Annotated in this window: 14 protein-coding genes and 1 pseudogene; 14 read left to right on the forward strand and 1 reads right to left on the reverse strand. The window is 65.7% G+C overall.

The window, feature by feature from the left end:
• Positions 1-172 precede the first annotated feature (172 nt).
• The 7 genes from ACRRRO_RS09235 (at position 173) to ACRRRO_RS09265 (ending at position 7,098) form a co-directional block, all read left to right on the forward strand.
• Complete coding sequence (locus ACRRRO_RS09235; protein ID WP_424795336.1) at positions 173-2,539, forward strand: glycoside hydrolase family 3 N-terminal domain-containing protein; 2,367 nt, start codon at positions 173-175, stop codon at positions 2,537-2,539.
• Between the two features lie 14 nt (positions 2,540-2,553).
• Positions 2,554-3,588 carry an ABC transporter permease gene (locus tag ACRRRO_RS09240; protein WP_424795782.1) on the forward strand — a complete coding sequence of 345 codons (1,035 nt, stop codon included), beginning with the start codon at positions 2,554-2,556 and terminating at the stop codon, positions 3,586-3,588.
• Positions 3,585-3,713: a hypothetical protein gene (locus ACRRRO_RS09245; RefSeq protein ID WP_434081426.1), complete on the forward strand. Its 129-nt coding sequence runs from the start codon at positions 3,585-3,587 to the stop codon at positions 3,711-3,713. The genes ACRRRO_RS09240 and ACRRRO_RS09245 overlap by 4 nt, the downstream gene beginning before the upstream one ends.
• Positions 3,692-4,525, forward strand: a complete 834-nt coding sequence (locus tag ACRRRO_RS09250; protein WP_434081427.1) for a carbohydrate ABC transporter permease — start codon at positions 3,692-3,694, stop codon at positions 4,523-4,525. Before ACRRRO_RS09245 ends, ACRRRO_RS09250 begins: the two co-directional genes overlap by 22 nt.
• A gap of 67 nt (positions 4,526-4,592) precedes the next feature.
• Positions 4,593-4,835 (forward strand): hypothetical protein, encoded by a 243-nt coding sequence (locus ACRRRO_RS09255; protein ID WP_434081428.1) that lies wholly within the window; start codon positions 4,593-4,595, stop codon positions 4,833-4,835.
• On the forward strand, positions 4,801-6,267 hold the full coding sequence (locus ACRRRO_RS09260; RefSeq protein WP_434081574.1) for an ABC transporter substrate-binding protein: 1,467 nt from the start codon (positions 4,801-4,803) through the stop codon (positions 6,265-6,267). Before ACRRRO_RS09255 ends, ACRRRO_RS09260 begins: the two co-directional genes overlap by 35 nt.
• A gap of 132 nt (positions 6,268-6,399) precedes the next feature.
• The gene (locus tag ACRRRO_RS09265) at positions 6,400-7,098 is read left to right on the forward strand and encodes a glycosyltransferase (protein WP_424795334.1); all 699 of its coding nucleotides are present in this window, start codon (positions 6,400-6,402) and stop codon (positions 7,096-7,098) included.
• A gap of 369 nt (positions 7,099-7,467) precedes the next feature.
• On the opposite strand, the gene ACRRRO_RS09270 is transcribed toward ACRRRO_RS09265, so the two are convergent.
• Positions 7,468-9,276 (reverse strand): endo-1,4-beta-xylanase, encoded by a 1,809-nt coding sequence (locus ACRRRO_RS09270; RefSeq protein ID WP_434081429.1) that lies wholly within the window; start codon positions 9,274-9,276, stop codon positions 7,468-7,470.
• A gap of 676 nt (positions 9,277-9,952) precedes the next feature.
• Between ACRRRO_RS09270 and rsgA the strand changes: the two genes are divergently transcribed.
• From rsgA to cas7e, 7 genes and pseudogenes are all read left to right on the forward strand, one after another.
• The gene (gene rsgA, locus ACRRRO_RS09275) at positions 9,953-11,047 is read left to right on the forward strand and encodes a ribosome small subunit-dependent GTPase A (protein ID WP_424795332.1); all 1,095 of its coding nucleotides are present in this window, start codon (positions 9,953-9,955) and stop codon (positions 11,045-11,047) included.
• 153 nt (positions 11,048-11,200) lie between these two features.
• Positions 11,201-12,113, forward strand: a pseudogene (locus ACRRRO_RS09280) (cation diffusion facilitator family transporter).
• A 326-nt stretch (positions 12,114-12,439) separates the two neighbouring features.
• Positions 12,440-14,947, forward strand: a complete 2,508-nt coding sequence (gene cas3, locus ACRRRO_RS09285; protein ID WP_434081430.1) for a CRISPR-associated helicase Cas3' — start codon at positions 12,440-12,442, stop codon at positions 14,945-14,947.
• Positions 14,928-15,347: a hypothetical protein gene (locus ACRRRO_RS09290; protein ID WP_434081431.1), complete on the forward strand. Its 420-nt coding sequence runs from the start codon at positions 14,928-14,930 to the stop codon at positions 15,345-15,347. The genes cas3 and ACRRRO_RS09290 overlap by 20 nt, the downstream gene beginning before the upstream one ends.
• The gene (gene casA, locus ACRRRO_RS09295) at positions 15,334-17,025 is read left to right on the forward strand and encodes a type I-E CRISPR-associated protein Cse1/CasA (RefSeq protein ID WP_424795329.1); all 1,692 of its coding nucleotides are present in this window, start codon (positions 15,334-15,336) and stop codon (positions 17,023-17,025) included. Before ACRRRO_RS09290 ends, casA begins: the two co-directional genes overlap by 14 nt.
• A 177-nt stretch (positions 17,026-17,202) precedes the next feature.
• Positions 17,203-17,724, forward strand: coding sequence for a type I-E CRISPR-associated protein Cse2/CasB (casB, locus tag ACRRRO_RS09300; protein ID WP_434081432.1), 522 nt, complete (start codon positions 17,203-17,205; stop codon positions 17,722-17,724).
• Positions 17,672-18,844 carry a type I-E CRISPR-associated protein Cas7/Cse4/CasC gene (gene cas7e, locus ACRRRO_RS09305; RefSeq protein ID WP_434081433.1) on the forward strand — a complete coding sequence of 391 codons (1,173 nt, stop codon included), beginning with the start codon at positions 17,672-17,674 and terminating at the stop codon, positions 18,842-18,844. The genes casB and cas7e overlap by 53 nt, the downstream gene beginning before the upstream one ends.
• Positions 18,845-18,851 lie beyond the last annotated feature (7 nt).

The following is an 18,851-nucleotide window of genomic DNA, read 5'->3' on the forward strand; positions in this document are numbered from 1 at the left end:
CTATTGCTCCGATGCGAAAGTTTCGGCTTCAGGGTATCACCATGACCATGCCGTTACCGAAACGTTGTTTGACGAGCTCGGGCACATCCGCTTAAGGTCGCACCAAGCAACTTTCGATGCTTCCACGAAAGTTTCGATCAGAGTGTAAGCACAACGAAGTGGACCGGAGCCGATGACGACGGACATAAGCGCCGAACGCACCGCTGAGTCGCAGGTGCCGCCTTGGCGTGACCGCACCCGCACACCGGCGGAGCGCGCCGATGGTCTTCTCGCCGAGATGACCCAGTCGGAGAAGCTCGGTCAGATCGTGGGGCTGTGGGTCGGTGCGGACGCCTCGGGAGCCGGGGTGGCTCCGAACCAGTCGGACATGCCCCAGGGCCTGGAGTGGGAGGCCGTGATCGCCGACGGTCTGGGCCAACTCAGCCGGCCCTACGGAACCGCACCGGTGGAGCCGGCGCTGGGCGCTCGCTCGCTTGCCCACTCCCAGCGTGAGGTGATGGCCGCCAACCGGTTCGGCATTCCGGCCCAGGTGCACGAGGAGTGCCTGGCCGGCTTCGCCGCCTGGCAGGCCACCGCCTTCCCGATCCCGCTGTCCTGGGGCGCCTCGTTCAACCTCGAGCGGGTGGAACAGATGGCCACCCTGATCGGGCAGACCATGCGGGCCGCCGGCGTGCACCAAGGTCTCTCGCCCGTGCTCGACGTGACCCGGGACTACCGGTGGGGCCGCACCGAGGAGACGATCAGCGAGGACCCCTTCCTGGTGGGGATGGTGGGCGCCTCCTACGTCCGCGGCCTGGAGTCGACCGGGATCGTGGCCACCCTGAAGCACTTCGTGGGCTATTCGGCGTCGCGGGCCGGGCGGAACCTGGCCCCCGTCTCGATCGGCACCCGCGAGTTCGCCGACGTCCTTCTTCCCCCGTTCGAGACGGCGTTGCGCCTGGGCGGGGCCCGTTCGGTCATGCACTCCTACACGGACATCGACGGCGTGCCCTCGGCGGCGGACACCTGGTTGCTGACCGACCTGCTCCGCGACACCCTCGGCTTCGAGGGCACCGTGGTGGCCGACTACTTCGGCGTCCGCTTCCTCGAGCGGTTGCACCGGGTGGCGGCCGACGGATCGCACGCTGCCGCTCTTGCCCTGACCGCGGGCGTGGACGTGGAACTGCCCACCATCGACGCCTACGGCGATCCGCTCGCCCATGCCCTCGCAGAGGGCCGGGTCGCCGAGACCATCCTGGATCGGGCGGTACGGCGGGTCCTGATCCAGAAGATCGAACTCGGTCTGCTCGACGCCGACTACGCCCCGGAGCAGGCCGATCCCGAATCGCTGGCCCTCGACCCGGAGCCGGCCCGCGAGGTGGCCCTGGAGATGGCGCGGGAGTCGGTGGTGCTGGTGGCCAACGACGACGCCCTGCCGCTGGCACCAGGCGCCTCGATCGCGGTGGTCGGCCCCTTGGCCGATGACCCCTACAGCATGCTCGGGTGCTACTCCTTCCCGGCGCACGTGGGGGCCCAGCATCCCGACCACGAGATCGGCATCGACATCACCACGGTGCGGGCCGGTCTCGAGGCCGAACTCGGCAGCGTCCGGTACGCCCGAGGCTGCGACGTCACCGACACCGACCGCTCCGGGCTGGCCGAGGCCGCCGAGGCAGCCCGCGCGGCGGATGCATGCGTCGTGGTCGTCGGCGACCGGGCCGGGCTCTTCGGGCGGGGCACCTCCGGCGAGGGGTGCGACGCCGCTGACCTGGCCCTGCCGGGCATCCAGGGCGAACTGATCGAGGAGATGCTGGCCACCGGCATCCCGGTGGTGCTGGTGCTACTGACCGGCCGCCCTTACGCGCTGGGACACTATGCCGACCGGGTCGCGGCCATCGTGCAGGGCTTCTTCCCCGGCCAGCACGGCGGTCGGGCCATCGCCGAGGTGCTCACCGGCACGATCAACCCCTCCGGCCGGCTGCCGGTGGGCATTCCCCGGGACCCCGGTGGCCAGCCCGGCACCTACCTCGCCGCCCCGCTCGGCCAGGCCTCCACGGTCTCCAACCTCGACCCCAGTGCACTCTTCCCCTTCGGCCACGGACTGACCTACACCTCCTTCGAGTGGAGTGAGGCGACAGTGGCCGGCGGTGGAACCGAGTGGGACACGGCCGGGCAGGTCACGGTGGAGTTGACCGTCGCCAACACCGGGGACCGGCCCGGCACCGAGGTCGTCCAGGTCTATCTGGAGGACCATGTGGCGCAGGTGACGCAGCCGGTGCGCCGCCTGATCGCCTTCGCCCGGGTGCCGCTCGATGCCGGAGCCTCCGCTGGGGTGCGCTTCACGCTGTCGGCCGACCTCACCTCCTTCACCGGACTCGCCGGTGAGCGGATCGTCGAACCCGGGCAGGTCAGCCTGCATATCGGGCGCTCGGTCACCCAGACCCTCGCCAAGGTGGACCTGGGCCTGACCGGCGCCCTACGCACGGTGGGCCACGACCGCGAACTGGCTCCCGTCGTCGTCGTCGATCCCGGCGAAGCTACTGCGGGGGTGTCGTCGTGACCGCGCCTCAGCCCATGCCCGGAGCAGGCATCCCCCCGGGCCGCGAGATCCCGGGGCCCGGCGTCGCCGTGGGGGTCGGAGTCGGCGACGACGGCCCCAGCGGCGGGCCGCGCAAGGAAGGGCCGCGGTCGTGGCTGGGCCGGCACGGGCACGAGTGGCGGATCGCGCTGAAGAAGGACTGGCGGCTGTACTCCCTGCTGGTGCTTCCGGTGATCTGGTTCCTGATCTTCCGGTACATCCCGATGGCGGGAAACGTGATCGCGGTGCGCCGGTACCGTCCCGGCGGGAGCATCTTCGGTGACGAGTTCGTGGGCCTGCGGTACTTCCGGATGATCCTGGGCGATGCCAGCTTCTGGAACGCCTTCGAGAACACCCTCATCCTGGGGGGGTTGAGCCTGGCCATCGTCTTCCCGCTGCCGATCATCCTGGCGCTGATGCTGAACGAGTTGCGTTCGCGGGTGTTCAAGCGCACCGTGCAGACCATTTCCTACCTGCCGCACTTCATGTCCATCGTGGTGGTCGCGGCGATGGTGCTCCAGATCGTCTCGATACGCGGCACGATCAACCAGATCCTCGACGTGTTCGGGGCCGGTCCGATCTCCTTCATGCAGCAGTCCGAGTGGTTCCGGACCATCTTCATCACCTCGGAGATCTGGCAGACCGTCGGCTGGGGCACCATCCTGTACCTCGCCGCACTGACCACGATTGATCCACAGCTCTACGAGGCCTCCCGGGTTGATGGGGCCAGTAAGTGGCGACAGACGTGGCACGTAACCCTGCCGGGGATCCGGCCCACCATGGTGGTGTTGCTGATCCTAAATATGGGCAACTTCCTCTCGGTCAGTTTCGAGAAGGTGCTGCTGCTCTACAACCCGTTGCTGTATCCGACCGCTGATGTCATCGCCACGTATCTGTACCGCGTGGGGCTGCAGGGAGCGAACTTCTCCTACGCCGCGGCCATCGGCTTCTTCGAAGCCATCATCGGCGCCATCTTGATCGTGGGCGCGAACCTGATATCGCGCCGTCTGGTGGGGGAGAGTCTCTGGTGAGCACGTCAGTCGATGTCAAGGCCAAGGGCCGGGCAAATGAGATCCTGGGCGTCAACGAACAGGCGACCAAGATCAAGGACAGTCGCGGCTACACCGTGTTCCGGTGGTTCAACGCGTTCTTCTGATCCTGATCCTGGTGTGCCTCCTCACGCTGTACCCGTTCGTCAACGTGATCGCGCAGGCGTTCTCCGCCGAGATCTACATCACCCGCGGGCAGGTGAACCTGTTCCCTCGCGGATTCAACGTCACCACCTTCGAGGCGGTGATGGGCGACAGCCGGTTCTGGACCAACTACCGCAATACCGTGGTCTACACCGTCACCGCCACCGCGATCTCGATGGTGCTGACCACCACGTTCGCCTACGCGATCAGCAAGAAGCACCTCAAAGGCCGCAACATCTTCATCGCGATCGCGCTGTTCACGATGGTCTTCAACGGCGGCCTGATCCCGAACTACGTGCTCGTGGACAACTTGGGGATGCGTAACACGATGTGGGCGATCGTGATCCCGAACGCGATCAGCGCGTTCAACCTGCTGATCATGAAGTCCTTCTTCGAGAACTTCCCAGCCGATCTCGAGGAGGCGGCCCGGATCGACGGCCTGCACACCTACGGGGTGCTGTGGCGCATCGTGTTACCGCTGTCCAAGGCGGTGATCGCGACCATGATCCTGTTCTACGCGGTCGCGTTCTGGAACCAGTGGTTCTTCGCGTTCATCTATCTCGATGACGCGAATCTGTACCCGGTCACCATGTACCTGCGCAACCTGATGGCCGGCGCACTGTCCACCGAGGGTCTGGGCACCGAGAGCGCGCAGATCAACTCCAACATCCAGGCGGTGGCGATGTTGCTGACGATGCTGCCGATCCTGTGCCTGTACCCGTTCATCCAGAAGTACTTCGTCTCCGGCGTGATGCTCGGAGCCGTCAAGCAGTGAGCGCCGCCGCCCACTGTCCGTCCGCATTCGATCGTCGCGAACGACGACGTTCACCATTGGAGGAAAGATGAGGAATACACGAAGAAGGGTGCTCGCGGGTATCTCGACCGCGACTGCCACAGCCCTGGTGCTGGCCGCCTGCGGCGATGGTGGCGGCGACGACGTCGACGCCGAGGAACTCCTCGAGGACGAGTCGCAGAACGTGGGCGCGATGGAGGACTTCTCCGTCGGTGACACGTTCGTGGCCACCACCGATGAGGCTGGAGATCTCGGTGATGTACCGCGATCATCCGAACTACCCGCTCGATGAGGACTGGATGTTCTTCGACGTGATGGAGGAACGCCACAACGTCGTCTTCAACAACCAGGTGGTGCCGCTGTCGGACTGGGCCGAGGGCCGCTCGCTGGCGATCGCGGGCGGTAACGCCCCGGACGTCATCCCGGTGACCTACGCCGGGGACGAGGCCCAGTTCGTGGGCTCGGGCACCATCCTGCCGATCTCGGACTACCTGGACCTGATGCCGCACTTCACCCAGAAGGCCGACGAGTGGGACCTGTGGGAGGAGATCGAGCAACAGCGTCAGGTGGACGGGCGTTACTACATGATCCCGGGCCTGCACGAGAACCCCTTCCCGCAGTACTCGCTGGTGGTCCGTAAGGATCTGTTCGAGGAGTCCGGGTTCACCGAGGACCCCGAGACCTTCGACGAACTCGCCGACCAGCTCGAGACGGTCATGAACGACCATGATCTCGACTACGGCTGGACGGAGCGGTGGAGCGGTGGCGGCCCGATGGAGGCTACCGTGAGTTTCATGGCCGACTCCTTCGGCACCTCCGCCGGCTGGGGCTTCGGTGATGGTCTGAACTACGACCACGACGCCGGCCAGTACGTCTACGCCGGTGCCCAGGACGGTTACCGGGACCTGCTGACGTACCTCAACGACCTGGTCGAGCGCGGGGTCCTGGACCCCGAGTCGGTCAGCCAGGACGATGACACCGCCATCGCGAAGTTCACCAATGGCCAGGCTGCGGCTATCGCAGGCAACAACCAGGAAATCCTCAACTACCGGGACGGCTTCGATGACCCGGATGTGGAACTGCGGATGATCCCGGTGCCGGCCGGCCCGGCGGGCAATGTCACCACCGAAGGCCGGACGGAATCCGGCCTGATGTTCTCCGCCGATCTGGCGGACAAGGAGACGCTCGTCGCGACCCTGCAACTGGTCGACTGGCTGTACTTCTCCGACGAAGGCCAGGAGTTCGCCAAGTGGGGTGTGGAGGGTGAGACCTTCGAGCGTGACGGCGACACCCGCATCCTCAACGAGAACATCGACATCCATGGCATCAACCCCGATGCCGATGAGTCACTGAATGTGGACTACGGCTTCCACAACGGTGTCTGGATGCCCGCACAGGGTTCGACCGAGGACCTGGTCCAGTCGATGCTCGGTGATGAGATGGTCGAGTTCCTGTCCATCATGGGAGAGAAGGAAGTGATCCCGCCCGGGCCTCCCTACCCCTACGACGAGGCCGAGCAGGAGACGCAGTCCCTGACCTCCAACACCCTCGGTGACGCCGTGCAGCAGAACACCGCTGCCTTCATCATCGGCCAGCGCTCACTCGACGAGTGGGACAGTTACGTGGCCGAACTCGAGGGCCTCGGGATGGAGAACTACGTCCAGGTTGCCAATGAGGCCGTCGAGCGCGACGTGGACGAGGACGCCTTCGAGGACGACGAGTAAGACTACTCGGCCGTACTTGCGAAGGTTCCGTGACCCGGTGACGACGGGGCCGGTGGCAGCACATCGCCACCGGCCCCGTTCGCATCGGGGCAGAATGCGTCCAAGACGAACCCCGACCTGGCAGGGATGACCATGACCTCTGACCGTTCAGCGGCCCGCGACCCCGGCGACGGCGTCCTCGGCCGCGGCACCGGCGCGATCTACTGGTTCCTCGTCGTGGGCTTGTTACTCGTCCTGACCACCCTTCCGGGCACATTGCCGCTGATGCTGCTGGATCGCTCGACGAGCAACATCCCGCTGGTTGCGCTCTGCCTGGTTCCGGCTGGTCCGGCACTGTCGGCCGGGCTCTTCGCGATGCGGGACCGGTACCGGGCCGAGTCGCTGACGCCGATGGCCTCATTCCTGCGCGGCTACCGGCTCAACGTGGTCGAGGTCCTCAAACTATGGGTCCCCGGGCTCGCCGTGCTCACCATCATCGGCATCACCCTGGCCAACCTGGAGTACGCGGGAGTACCGGGAGGCTACGGGGTGGTGCTGGTGGTGCTCGCGGTGCTGTTCTCGGTGTGGGCCCTGAACGCGCTGGTGATCACGTCCTTCTTTGCGTTGCGCACCCGCGACGTGGCCCGGCTGGCCGTGTACTACATGGCCAGGACCCCGCTGGTGGCCCTGGGCCTGCTGGCCATGCTGGTGGTGGCCGCGGGCATCGTCTACTTCACCTTCGATGTGGTGTTGTTGCTGGTCAGCCCGATCCTGGTGTGGCTGCTCCTGCGCACCTGCGATGCGATGGTGAGCCACGTGGAGGCGAACTTCATCGCCCGCGGCGGCTCCTGACACTCCACTTGCTCAAGCACGTTGCCAGTGCTCAAGCAAACTGCCAGCCGGCCCGGACAGTGCCGACCAATCGGCCCCGATGCCGAGTAGGCGACTGCACACGATGCAGGGTCAGCGGGACCACCAGGGGTTGTCGGCACGTGAGCGACCCCGTGCGCCGCGGGCTGCGCCCGACTGATGCCGGCTTTTGGCAGGCCCGCCGCCCGCCGACCCGGCCCACAGCGGTCGAGGGCGAGCCCGAGCGCCGAGGACGAGTGCTGGACCGCTCGTCCTCGGCCACAACCCTCGCCTTCGGCTGGGTGCGGGGTGCGGGGCGGGGTGCGGGGTGCCGGGTGCGGGGTGCGGGTGTGCCGTCAGGAGCCAGGGTCCTCAGAGCATCGCGAGGATCCGCTCGGCCTGCTCACGCAGGTCGGTGCGGGCCTCGTCGGTGAGAGTGTCCGGCCGCTGCGGACTGTCCAGGTTCCGGATGAACCTGTCCATGGCCTGCGCGTCCGGGTCGGTGCGCCCGCCCTCCAGGTGCCGCTGCGCCTGCTCCAGTGCGTTCGTCAACCTGTGCGAGATCGGGCCATCGACCGCGCCGGCATGCGTGTGCTCCTCCAGCGCACCCGCGAGCGTGATCACCGCATCGACCGGGTCCTCCGCTGCTGCAGCGGGCCAGTCCACGAGGAATTCGTCCTCCTCACCGTCGCCCCCGATGCGTTCCACGGTGAGCCAGTTGATGGTGTAGGCACTGCCGCCTCCGCCACCCCGAACGGCGATGTTGCCGATCAAGCCCTCCTCGGGCTGGTCGCCGTCCAGCATGATCTCGGTGACCAAGGTGTAGGTGCCCATGTTGATCAGTCCGGTGAAGTAGGCCGGGATGTGCTCCGCCACCTCTCCGCCTCCGTACTGGTGGTCATTGACCACCACGCCGTCCGCCTCGGTGTACCCGCCGTTGCTGTTGTCCTTGACCCAGCGAATCCGGACGGAGTTGGTTCCCAGGATCGTGGTGTTCACGCTCAGGCGGTACCTCGCGCCGGGCTCGGGTGTGAAGGCAACGAGGCCGTCCTCACCGGCCGTCGACCACGGCCATTGCGAGGAGTCGTTGCCCAGGATGATGTTGGCGCCGGTGTAGGCGTCGCCCCGTCCGACGTCGTAGACGTGCACTCCGTCAACCGGCTCGAAGCCGTCTTCGAAGTCCGGTTCCATCCACTCGTGGGCGGCGAGGAACTCCTCCGGCCACAGGATGCCGAGCAGCGCCTGCTTTGCCAGGCCGTCGTAGTCGTAGGGCATCGCGAACTCGCCGCCCCGCCAGCCGGTCTCGACGTCCCGGACCCCGGCGAGTTTCACCGCGGTGATCACGCGAGGGTTGCCGGTCGTGTTGGCAGGGCCGGCGGCGAACTTACGGTATGTCTGGAACAGTTGGGCGTACTGCATGCCCTGGTTGTTCTCCTTCCACGCGTCGAGTTCCCCCGGGGGCACGCCGACGTCCATCTCGGTGATGTTGATCTCGATGCCGGGGAGCGTCGCGAAGAGCTCGATGTTCGCCTCGACGTTGCTGATGTCGGTGTTCAGGCCGTAGTGCCCCTGCATGCCGATCACCTCGATCAATTGTCGCCCGTCCGGCCGGACGCCTACGTTGCGCTCGTTGATCTCCTTGACCATCTCGTAGACCACCTGGGCCTTGGCCGGGTCGTTGAGCCCGAAGTCGTTGTAGACGAGCTTGATGTCCCACCCGTTCTCGTCGACGACCTCCGCGGCCTTCTGGAAGGCCAACTCGACCCAGTCCGAGCCGAGCGCCATGTACCAGCCCTCGCCCTTCGCCAGGGAGGCGCGCCAGTCATCGGTGTCGGCGGTCCCGACGGCCTCGTTGACCACGTCGATGGCCTGCAGGTCCGCGCCGTAGTATCCGAGGACGTTCTCGATGTGGCTGTTCATGTTCTCGAGCGCGACGTCGGCGTCGAACTCTCCCGGCTGGTCGTACCTGGCGGGAGGGGCGTCCCACATCCAGGTGGGTGTTTGCGAGTGCCAGGTCAGGGTGTGACCGTAGAAGAGCATGTCGGGATTGTGCGCCGCGTGCTCGGCCATCGCGGCGTCGGCCGCATCGAAGGTGAAGACACCCTTCTCCGGCTGGGTGCTCTCGGGCTTCATCTCGTTGCCGGGTGTGTAGGAGGCGTAGTTGTAGACCAACGCGTCCATGTCGTTGCCACCGGCCGAAGATGCCGACGTGGAAGTGGTCCTCGTAGACATCCTTCATCGCCGGGTAGTGCTCGAAGGTCTGCCCGGCGGGTGGCAACCCGTCCTCCGGCGCCGCGTTGGCCAGCCCCACCAGGGAGGTGCCGGTCAACAGCGCCGCTAAAGCCGCAGCAAGACCAGCACGGGTCGAGCGGCTCGTGCGGTCACTCGACCGTGTGGTCGCGGTTATCTTGCCACTTCGTCGTTGAGCAGACACAGATGACTCCCTCTGCAGCGATCGGCCCTTCGGGCACGCACGGTGCGGTGTGATCAGCCGAGGCCGCCTCACTCCACTGCGAGGAGGGCCTCGGTGTGCCATCGAAGGTATGGCGGAGAGTGTGCCTCGTCAATGACTTTCGGGAACTTTCGTTAAAGTTCTGACCGACCGCACGCCACCTGGACCAACTCGACCCCTTAGTTCTGGCGAATTGAGCGACTCCCTGCCCCAGGAACAAGGCCGCATACGGTGTGGCATCGGCTGGCGCACCGGAATGTCGACGAAATGTTTCGAAGCGCCGCTGCTCTCGTTCCCGTAGGTCTCGCCGCGGTGCGCAGTACGGACGATGTCCTGGTGATTCGGGCGGCTGATCGCCGGAGATGGCCGCAAATTGCGTTGCGGGCGTTCGTACTGTGAACGGTGATGAACCAGCAGCAAGCCGCCTCCGGTGGTCCGGGCACGCTGTCGCCCTCGCGATGGCGCGTGACCCGGGTGGACAAGGGCGCCATCCGCGCGATCCCCGACGACGGTGCCCAGGTTGCCTTCGACGGCGTAATCGCGCACGACACGCCCGACGACGACGCCGCGCAGCCAGCAGCCGGTCGTATCTGGCGTACCGGTCCCGAGGGCACGCTCCCGGCGGTGGTCGGTGAGCCCCTGGCGCCGGCAGTGGGGGACTGGCTGCACGTTGCCGAGGGGGTGGCCCGGATCGCACCGCGCATCAGCGAGTTGGTCCGGGACAGCGCGGATACCACCTCCCGCGAGCAGGTCATCGCCGCGAATGTGGACACCGTGCTGATCGCGGAGCCGTTGGAGCCGCTGCCCGCGCTGGGGCGGATCGAACGGCTGCTCACCATCGCTCACCGCTGCGGTGCGCGGCCGGTGGTGGTGCTGACCAAGGCTGATGTGGTCGCCGACGCCGACTACTGGGTGGAGCAGGTGCGCGCGGTTGCGCCCACAGCCAGGGTGCTCGCCCTCAGTGCCACCACGGGTGCGGGCATCGACCACCTGCGAACCGTTCTGGACGACGCCTCCACGCTGGTCCTGGTGGGGCCCTCGGGAGCGGGTAAGTCCACCCTCGTGAACACTCTCGCGGGTACGGAGGTGATGGGCACCGGCCGGGTGCGCGGGGACCAGCGCGGAATGCACACCACCACCCACCGTGAACTCGTGCCGCTGGGACCTGGACAGGCGCTGATCGACACCCCGGGGCTGCGCTCGATCGGGCTGGTGGCCACCGAGGACGCGGTGGCCTCCACGTTCGAGGATGTGGAGTCGATCGCCGCCGGATGCCGGTTCGCCGACTGCGCCCATGACCGTGAACCGGGCTGCGCGGTGCAGGCCGCGGTGGAGTCCGGGGAGTTGGCCGAACGCCGGCTGGACTCCTGGCGCTCGCTCCGCCGGGAGGCGCAGCGCCAGGCGATGCGTGCCGAAGCGCGGCTGGGCGCGGAACAGAACCGACAGTGGCGCCGGGGGAGCAAGGCGGCCCGGCAGGCACGCTCGCGTGCGCGGCGGTAGCCAGGACGGGTTCGCAGGCCGGGTCATCGTCTGCGATTGATAGCATCGGCCTATGGCGATGCGCGCCTGCGGCTTGGTGGGTGCCCGTGGCCGGGGCCGGGCCAACGACCACTCGCAGACCACACCGGCGCTGCTGCCGGCCGGAGCCTGGCCATGACCGAGCAGTACGTGCCGGTGACCGCCGGTCAGAAGTACCGGTCCCGGATCGCGTTGGCGCTGGTGATCACCGTGACCGTGATGGTGGCCGAGGTGATCGGTGCCGTGCTGACCGGTTCCCTCGCCCTCCTCGCCGACGCCGGCCACATGCTCACCGACTCCGCCGGGCTGGCTATCGCCCTGGTCGCCACCTGGCTGGCGGCGCGCCCCGCGAGCGGACGGTGGACCTTCGGGTTCCAACGAGCCGAGGTGTTCGCCGCCCTGATCAACGGGGTGCTGCTTGCGGTGATCGCCGTGGTGGTGATCATCGAAGGGATCCGGCGTTTGCTCGAGCCTCCCGAGGTGCAGGGCCCGCTGATGCTGGTCTTCGGTGTGATCGGGTTGGTGGCCAACCTCATCGCGCTCCGCCTGCTGTCCGCCGGCAGGTCCGAGAGCCTGAACGTGCGCGGGGCCTACCTGGAGGTGCTGGGCGACCTGCTCGGTTCGGTTGCGGTGATCGCCGCGGCGGTGGTGATCGCGTTGACCGGGTGGAGCGCCGCCGACGCGGTGGCCTCGTTGGCGATCGGACTCATGATCGCCCGCGCGCGCGGCCCTGCTGCTGCGTGACGTGGGGCGGGTGCTGCTGGAAGGCACCCCGGAGGATCTGGAGCTGACCCGGGTGCGTGAGCACATGAGGAGCGTGGACGGCGTGCTGGACGTGCACGACCTGCACGCCTGGACCATCACCTCCGGAGTCCCGGTACTGAGCGCGCACGTGGTGGTGACCGATGAGGTGCTGGATCCGACGCAGTTCTGCCGGGTGCTCGACGCGGTGCAGGACTGCATGCGCGGACACTTCGATGTGCAGCACTCCACCATCCAGATCGAACCGGCCAGCCACAGTCACACCGAGACCGGCACGCACCCCTGAGGGCTGTCCTCACGGGAGGTGGTTCCAGCCAGAGCCATCTTCCGTCAGGAAGTGCATTTCGCACGCAAGCAGGACTCCTAGTGCTGTCCCGGGATTCCTTCCCGCCGCAATCGATGGCCCCATAACGAGGACGAAGGGCAGGTTGATCGATTAGCGTGATTGAAATCGGAGGCAAGGAGGCCGTCGTTGGTTTCACAGATCTGGTCCGGTCGGACGCAAGATGTCCGCTGCATGCGGGAGGTCGAATTCATCCGAACATCGTCACGAGTTCTCGACAAATCCGTGCGGACTGAGCGTTCCGTCCGAGCGCACGCCAACTAGTCGAAATGTGGCGACAGGCTTGGGCGAAGGCGCCCAAGGTCGAACTTGGTGAGCAGCAGCAGTGGTTACCGCTCCTCACTCACCTCACGGACACTGGGCGCACCATTGGTCTGCTGTGGGACGAGTGGGCCGGGCCGGGTCCTCGCGCCGTCGTTGAGCGCGACGTGGGGGACCAAACCTTGGCGCGCCAGATTGCTGTACTCGCCGCCGCCCTGCACGACATCGGAAAACTATCGCGCGCTTTCGCGGGACAGGTCCCGCGCATGCGCGAGCACATGGAGGCCCACGGCTTCAGGTGGCACGACGCGGCGGATGTGACAGATTCCAGACGCCTACCGCATTCCGTAGTAGGCCACGTCCTGGTCCGAGATCTGCTCCGCGGGTATGGCGCGAGCAGACGAAGTGCTGATGCGTTCGCGGTCATCATCGGGGGGCACCACGGCGTTCCACCGACACAGCAACTACTTAATGACGTGATGGACTCGCGCTGGCTAGTCGGCGTTGGGCATTGGGAGGAAGCCAGAACTTCCCTGATCCAGCACGTCTTAACTGATCTCGACCTCCATGAGGCAACTTCAGCGGTAGGGCAGATCGTGCTCAGTGATGCCAGCCAGATGCTCCTCACCGGACTTGTCATCACGGCGGACTGGATTGCTTCCAACGATCGCCAGTTCCCGCTGGTTCCGATGCCGGAACAAGTCGCAGAATCTTCGCAATCGCGTGCTGACCGGGCCTGGCAGCGACTGTCCCTCCTACCCCTATGGCAGCCAACGGATGAAGCCCTCCGAGAAGAGCCAACACGCTTGCTCCGCTCCCGGTTCGTCAATGCCGAGCACTACCAGGCCAACGCCATGCAGCGTCGCGCAGTCACGGCCGCACGAGAGATGCCAGGCCCAGGACTCCTCATCATCGAGGCATTGATGGGCACCGGAAAGACGGAAGCCTCGTTACTCGTCGCAGAGGTCTTCGCGCGCAGGTTCGGCCGCTCTGGCGTCTTCTACGGCTTGCCGACCAGGGCCACCACCGACGCCATGTTCGATAGGGTGCTGCCTTGGTGGCGCGGTGTTCCAGATGAGAAGCACACTACCGTCCGATCCGTCCAATTGCGCCACTCCGGGGCGCCGCTGAACGAGCGGTTCAGTTCCTTGCCCCGCGGAGGAACCAACAAGACCGGACCATTTTCGGGCGTTCCCGCAGAGGTCGGCCGAGACGAGCGTGACGTGCCGCTATGGGCAGGACGTCGACACGTGACTGCCGAGGCGGTCGCTCACCATTGGACCTCCGGCCGGAAGAAGGCAGCGCTCGCCGATACTGTGGTCGCTACGATCGACCACGAGTTGCTCTCGGCGCTCGCCTCCCGGCACGTGGTACTGAGGCATCTAGGTCTAGCGCGACAGGTCGTGGTCCTTGACGAGGTACATGCAGCCGACGCCTGGATGATGGTCTATCTCGAACGAGCACTGGAATGGCTTGGCCGGTACGGCGCCCCGGTGGTCGCGCTCTCGGCGACGCTTCCACCAGGCCAGCGGACCGCCATGATTCAGGCCTACGAGCGCGGCCGGCGAGCGGGCCTCCCCCCGAATCCCGAGGCACTGGACCCAGATCTTGACCTTCCGGTGCGATCAGGCCACACGAAAGTGCCACTGCCGGTAGCCCCCGCGACTACCGATTACCCGGTCATGACCTGTCTATCCGAAGGTTTCGTCACTCAACAGGCAGCGCCCGCCGGGGTTCAACGTCGGGTCTCGCTTGCATGGCTGCGGCACGGCACCGAACACCTTGCCGACCTCCTGGGGGCCGAACTGTCCGAAGGAGGCTGCGCCGTCGTCGTCTGTAACACCGTCAACCGAGCGCGTGCCCGCTACGAGGCGTTGCGGGAGCGGTTCGGTAGTCGGGTCCACCTTGCTCATTCGAGGTTCATCGCCGCCGATCGCGCGCGCAACGACGAGTGGTTACGCACTGCGTTCGGACCGACCGACGGCAATCCCGAGGCGAATTCCCGTGACGGTCGCATCGTGGTGGCCACCCAGGTAGTCGAGCAGTCACTTGACATTGACTTCGACCTCATGGTCACCGACCTCGCACCGGTCGACCTCGTTCTGCAAAGGATCGGGCGTCTGCATCGTCACGAACGCGGCGATGCCCGCCCACCACGGCTCCGTCACCCGCGGTGCTTCGTGACCGGCTTCGACCCGGAGGCGGGCCCCGAGTCCCTCGATGGCGGGAGCGCAAGGGTCTATGGCACTCACTTGCTTTTGAGATCGGCAGCGCTGATTGATCACGTCATGCACACCCGCGGCGCTATCACCCTTCCCCAAGACGTGCCGGAGCTGGTCCGGCGTTGTTATGGGGAGGAAGGGTCTCGGTCCCCAGGAGTGGGCACAAGCCATGGAGGCCGCTGCAGAGGAGCACCACAACACGACCGGAATCCGGTGGCGCAACGCAAGCGCATACCGGCTTCGGTCACCAGGAGAGAGAAGGACCCTGATCGACATGCTGGCGGCGAACGCTAGTGAAGCCGACACGGACACCGTCGGCAGTCCGCAGGTGCGCGAACCAGACGGCGGCTTCGAGGTCCTGTTACTTGAACAGGCCGATGACGGGCTGCGGTTGCCGGCGCATCTAAATGACGACCGGAGAATCTCGACCGATCAGCAGCCCGACCCCGCGACCACCAGGGCACTTGCCAAGTGCATGGTGCGAATTCCCGGCTGGACTACCAACAACCCCCGGGATACCGACCAAGTGCTCGACGACCTCAACGTGAACTACTACGCCGCATGGCAGAAAGACCCCATCCTCGGCGGACAACTGATCCTCCTGCTGAGACCGGATGGAACGGGCCGGATGGGGCCGTTCCTCGCTTCCTACGACCCCATCACCGGACTGGAGATCACCTATGACCGCGATTAGTGAGTCAGGCTTCAATCTCTTGGATGAGCCATGGGTTCCTGTTCTGGACAGAGCGGGAATCGTCCGTGAATTGTCCCTCACCGAGACCATTGGCCAAGCGAGGTCCGTCCGAACGATCGGCGGTGACGTTTCCACCCAGTCGTTCGTTCTGTTGCGCCTTTGTCTGGCGGTCCTCCATCGGGCGCTTGCGAAGTTCACACCAACGAGCGCCGACGACGTTCCGCGTGCCGTGGAGGCTCTAGTCGCGAACTGGGACAACCGCGTACTCCCTGAGGTGCAGGCGTACCTGGATCGCCATCGGGAGCGGTTCGACCTTTTTCATCCTACCGAGCCGTTCTTCCAGACTCCTGGGCTACGGACGGCGAAGGGAGACTACAGCGATCTGAGCAAGATCGTCGTTGACGTTCCGAACGGGGCGCCCTACCTAACAATGCGTTCTGCGCGCAGCCTGCGGTCGATCAGCGCCGCTGAGGCAGCCCGCTGGCTGGTACACGCCCAGGCGTACGACACCTCCGGGATCAAGACAGGAGTTGTGGGCCACCCCCGCGCCAAGGGCGGGAAGGTATATCCCGAGGGTGTGGCCTGGACGGGACAACTTGGCGGGATCCATCTGCGCGGCGAGAATCTGATGCATACCCTAATGCTTCACCTTTGGGCAGCACTGCCTGAAGACGACGAGGCACTCGCCAGCGACCTACCACCTTGGGAGCGACCGGTTCCCCGCGTCGAAGGCCTGCCAGCGAGGGTGGACGCTCTCGGCCCGTCCCGGCCAGCCGGACCCGTTGATCTCTTCACTTGGCAACCGCGACAGATCCTGCTCCGAGAGGACCGTGGCGGTGTCACCGGCGTTCTTATCACCTACGCCGACCGATTCCTGCTGCAGCAGCGCCAGGATCTCATCCGCCGTGAGCCGTTGACGCTCTGGCGGTACTCCAAACCGCAGACCGCGAAGTACAAACAGCGGATCCAGATGACACGTAAGCATCAACCGGGATCGGCACTGTGGCGCGGCTTGGCCAACATCATCCACGATCATGCGCCAAACGATGAGGAACGCCCGGCAAGGTCCCAGATCCTTGCGCACGTCGCGGAACTGCGGAACTCGTCCCTGCTGGAGCATGGGCTCGTGCACCTGCGAGCGATCAGCGTCGAGTATGGCTCCCAGGAGTCGGTGATTGACGAGATCGTCGAGGACAGCCTCGATCTCCCTGCCGCAGTACTGGATCCTGATCAGCTGGAATTACGCAAGGTTGCCCTTGACGCAGTAGAGGCTGCGAGTAGCGGCGTTGATGCACTCCGCTTCCTCGCTGCCAATGTCGCGGCTGCCGCAGGGGCGTCTGGTTCATCCCTCGAAGGGCCGAGGAACATGGCGCGCGAAACCGGGTACGCGGCACTTGATCCTAAGTATCGGACGTGGCTGCGAACTTCGCTGCTCCAGTACGAGGACGACCCGAGTCGCGCCGTCGGCGCATGGCACCAGGTCGCCTGGCGAACGCTCCGCGGTCTGGGGGAGGAGATCGTTGCCAACGCCCCGGACAGAGCATGGAAGGGCTATGGCGCTTCCGGTGCACGGATCGATGTGGGGCGCGCAGATGCGATGTTCGGTAACGCTTTGTTGAAGGCCTTGCCACTGGCCTTCGGAACTGACAGTAAGACGACTAAGGAGGTCAGTCGATGACCGCGCCAGTGAACGCTATGGAAGGGCCTGACGAGGCCCCTGAAGATGCTGCGCGGGCCTCCAGGCCAGTGCGGCACACGCCGCTGGCAACTGCCGTAGCAGCGCGTGTTCAGCATCTGCAAGCCGCGAGCCTCAAGGGCTCGCCTCGCGCCGTAGCCCGCATCGCGCAATTGCGCCGTGCTGTCAATACGGCGCCCGGGCAGTTGCCTGACGTGTGGGAGGACACGATCGGGGTCGTCCCCGAGAATCTCATTGGCCGAGAGAGACGATCCGAGCCCGGCCGAACGAGCCGCGCACCACGCACTGACCTTGTTCGCACTGCATCGGCAGGGAAAGGCGGACATCGCCCACTCCACCCAAGTTTCCTTTGGCGGTGCTATCCGAGAACTAGCGCGACGGCGCGGCGGTGGCACAGGTGATGAATCCCCCGGGGTGCGCCGACGGTTCGACGCATTGGTCACTGCCTCAACGCCCGATGAGGGTGCCTATCACCTACGGGGCCTTGTCATGATGCTCCGGGACGCCGGGCTGAGCATGGACTACGGCCGATTGGCCCAAGATCTAGCCGATTTGTGGACGCCGGCACGCCGTGATGGCGTTCGGCTCCGCTGGGCACGCCAGTATCGGAGCCGCTCGCCACGTGCCAATGACGACACGCAAGACATCCCAACCACCGCAACGACTGAGGAGCGATCATGACCTACATCGATGTCCACATCCTGCAATCCGTTCCGCCAAGTTGTGTGAATCGGGACGATACCGGGTCCCGAAGACGGCACGTTACGGCGGTGTGCGGCGCGCACGGGTGTCGAGTCAGGCATGGAAGCGGGCAACACGGACGCAATTTGTGCAGGATCTCGACGAACGCGACCTTGGTGTTCGCACCAAACGAGTGGTGGAGATGGTGGCCAGGCGGATCGAATCCGCTCGTGCAGACCTTGACATCGAAGCGAGCACTGCGCTGGCGACGGCTGCCGTCGAGGCGGCCGGGCTGAAGCTGGAGAAGTCCAGGCGGGCGGACCGAGAGGAGACTGAGTTCCTCGTTCTGGTGTCGTGGCAGCAAGCGGCAACGCTGGCTCAACTCGCTTTGGATGCGCTCGGAGAGACCGACGACGACGTTGAACAAGCGATCAAAGCCGTCACTAAGGGTAAGAGGGCGGCGAAGCAGGCTCTGGGTCAGGGGAGTTCGATCGACCTGGCGCTATTCGGACGCATGGTGGCGAACGACACCGATCTGAACGTCGATGCATCCTGCCAGGTCGCCCACGCCATCTCGGTGCATGCCGCTGACACCGAGTACGACTATTTCACCGCGGTTGATGATCTCAAGGAACGCGAGGGGGAGCAGGAGGAGGCTGCAGACGCCGGCGCGGGAATGATTGGCACAGTCGAGTTCACCTCGGCCACCTTGTACCGCTACGCGTCGATCAACCTGCGAGACCTAAGTGAAAACTTGGGCGATCAGTTAATGGCTCGACGGGCCGTGGAGGCGTTCATCTCGGCCTTCGTGCGCTCCATGCCCACCGGAAAGGTAAATACCTTCGCCAACCACACTCTGCCGGAGGCGGTGGTCGTCTCCGTGCGTGACGATCAACCGGTCTCCTACGTCGGGGCATTCGAGACCCCGGTGACACCTGGACAGCACGGCGGGTACGTCCACGAGGCGGCTGAAGCCCTGCGCAACTGGGCCCGTTCGATCACAGATAGTTACGGCATGGGTCCCGCCCGTTCGTGGGCAGTCGGCGTGGGCCCGGTTGCGGAGTATCTCTCGACGGCCTGGGGGAACCGACAAACTTCGCCGACCTTCCCCAGGCAGTAGGGGCGGT

The organism is Sanguibacter sp. Z1732, assembly GCF_051020515.1.
GTDB lineage: Bacteria > Actinomycetota > Actinomycetes > Actinomycetales > Beutenbergiaceae > CALKWS01.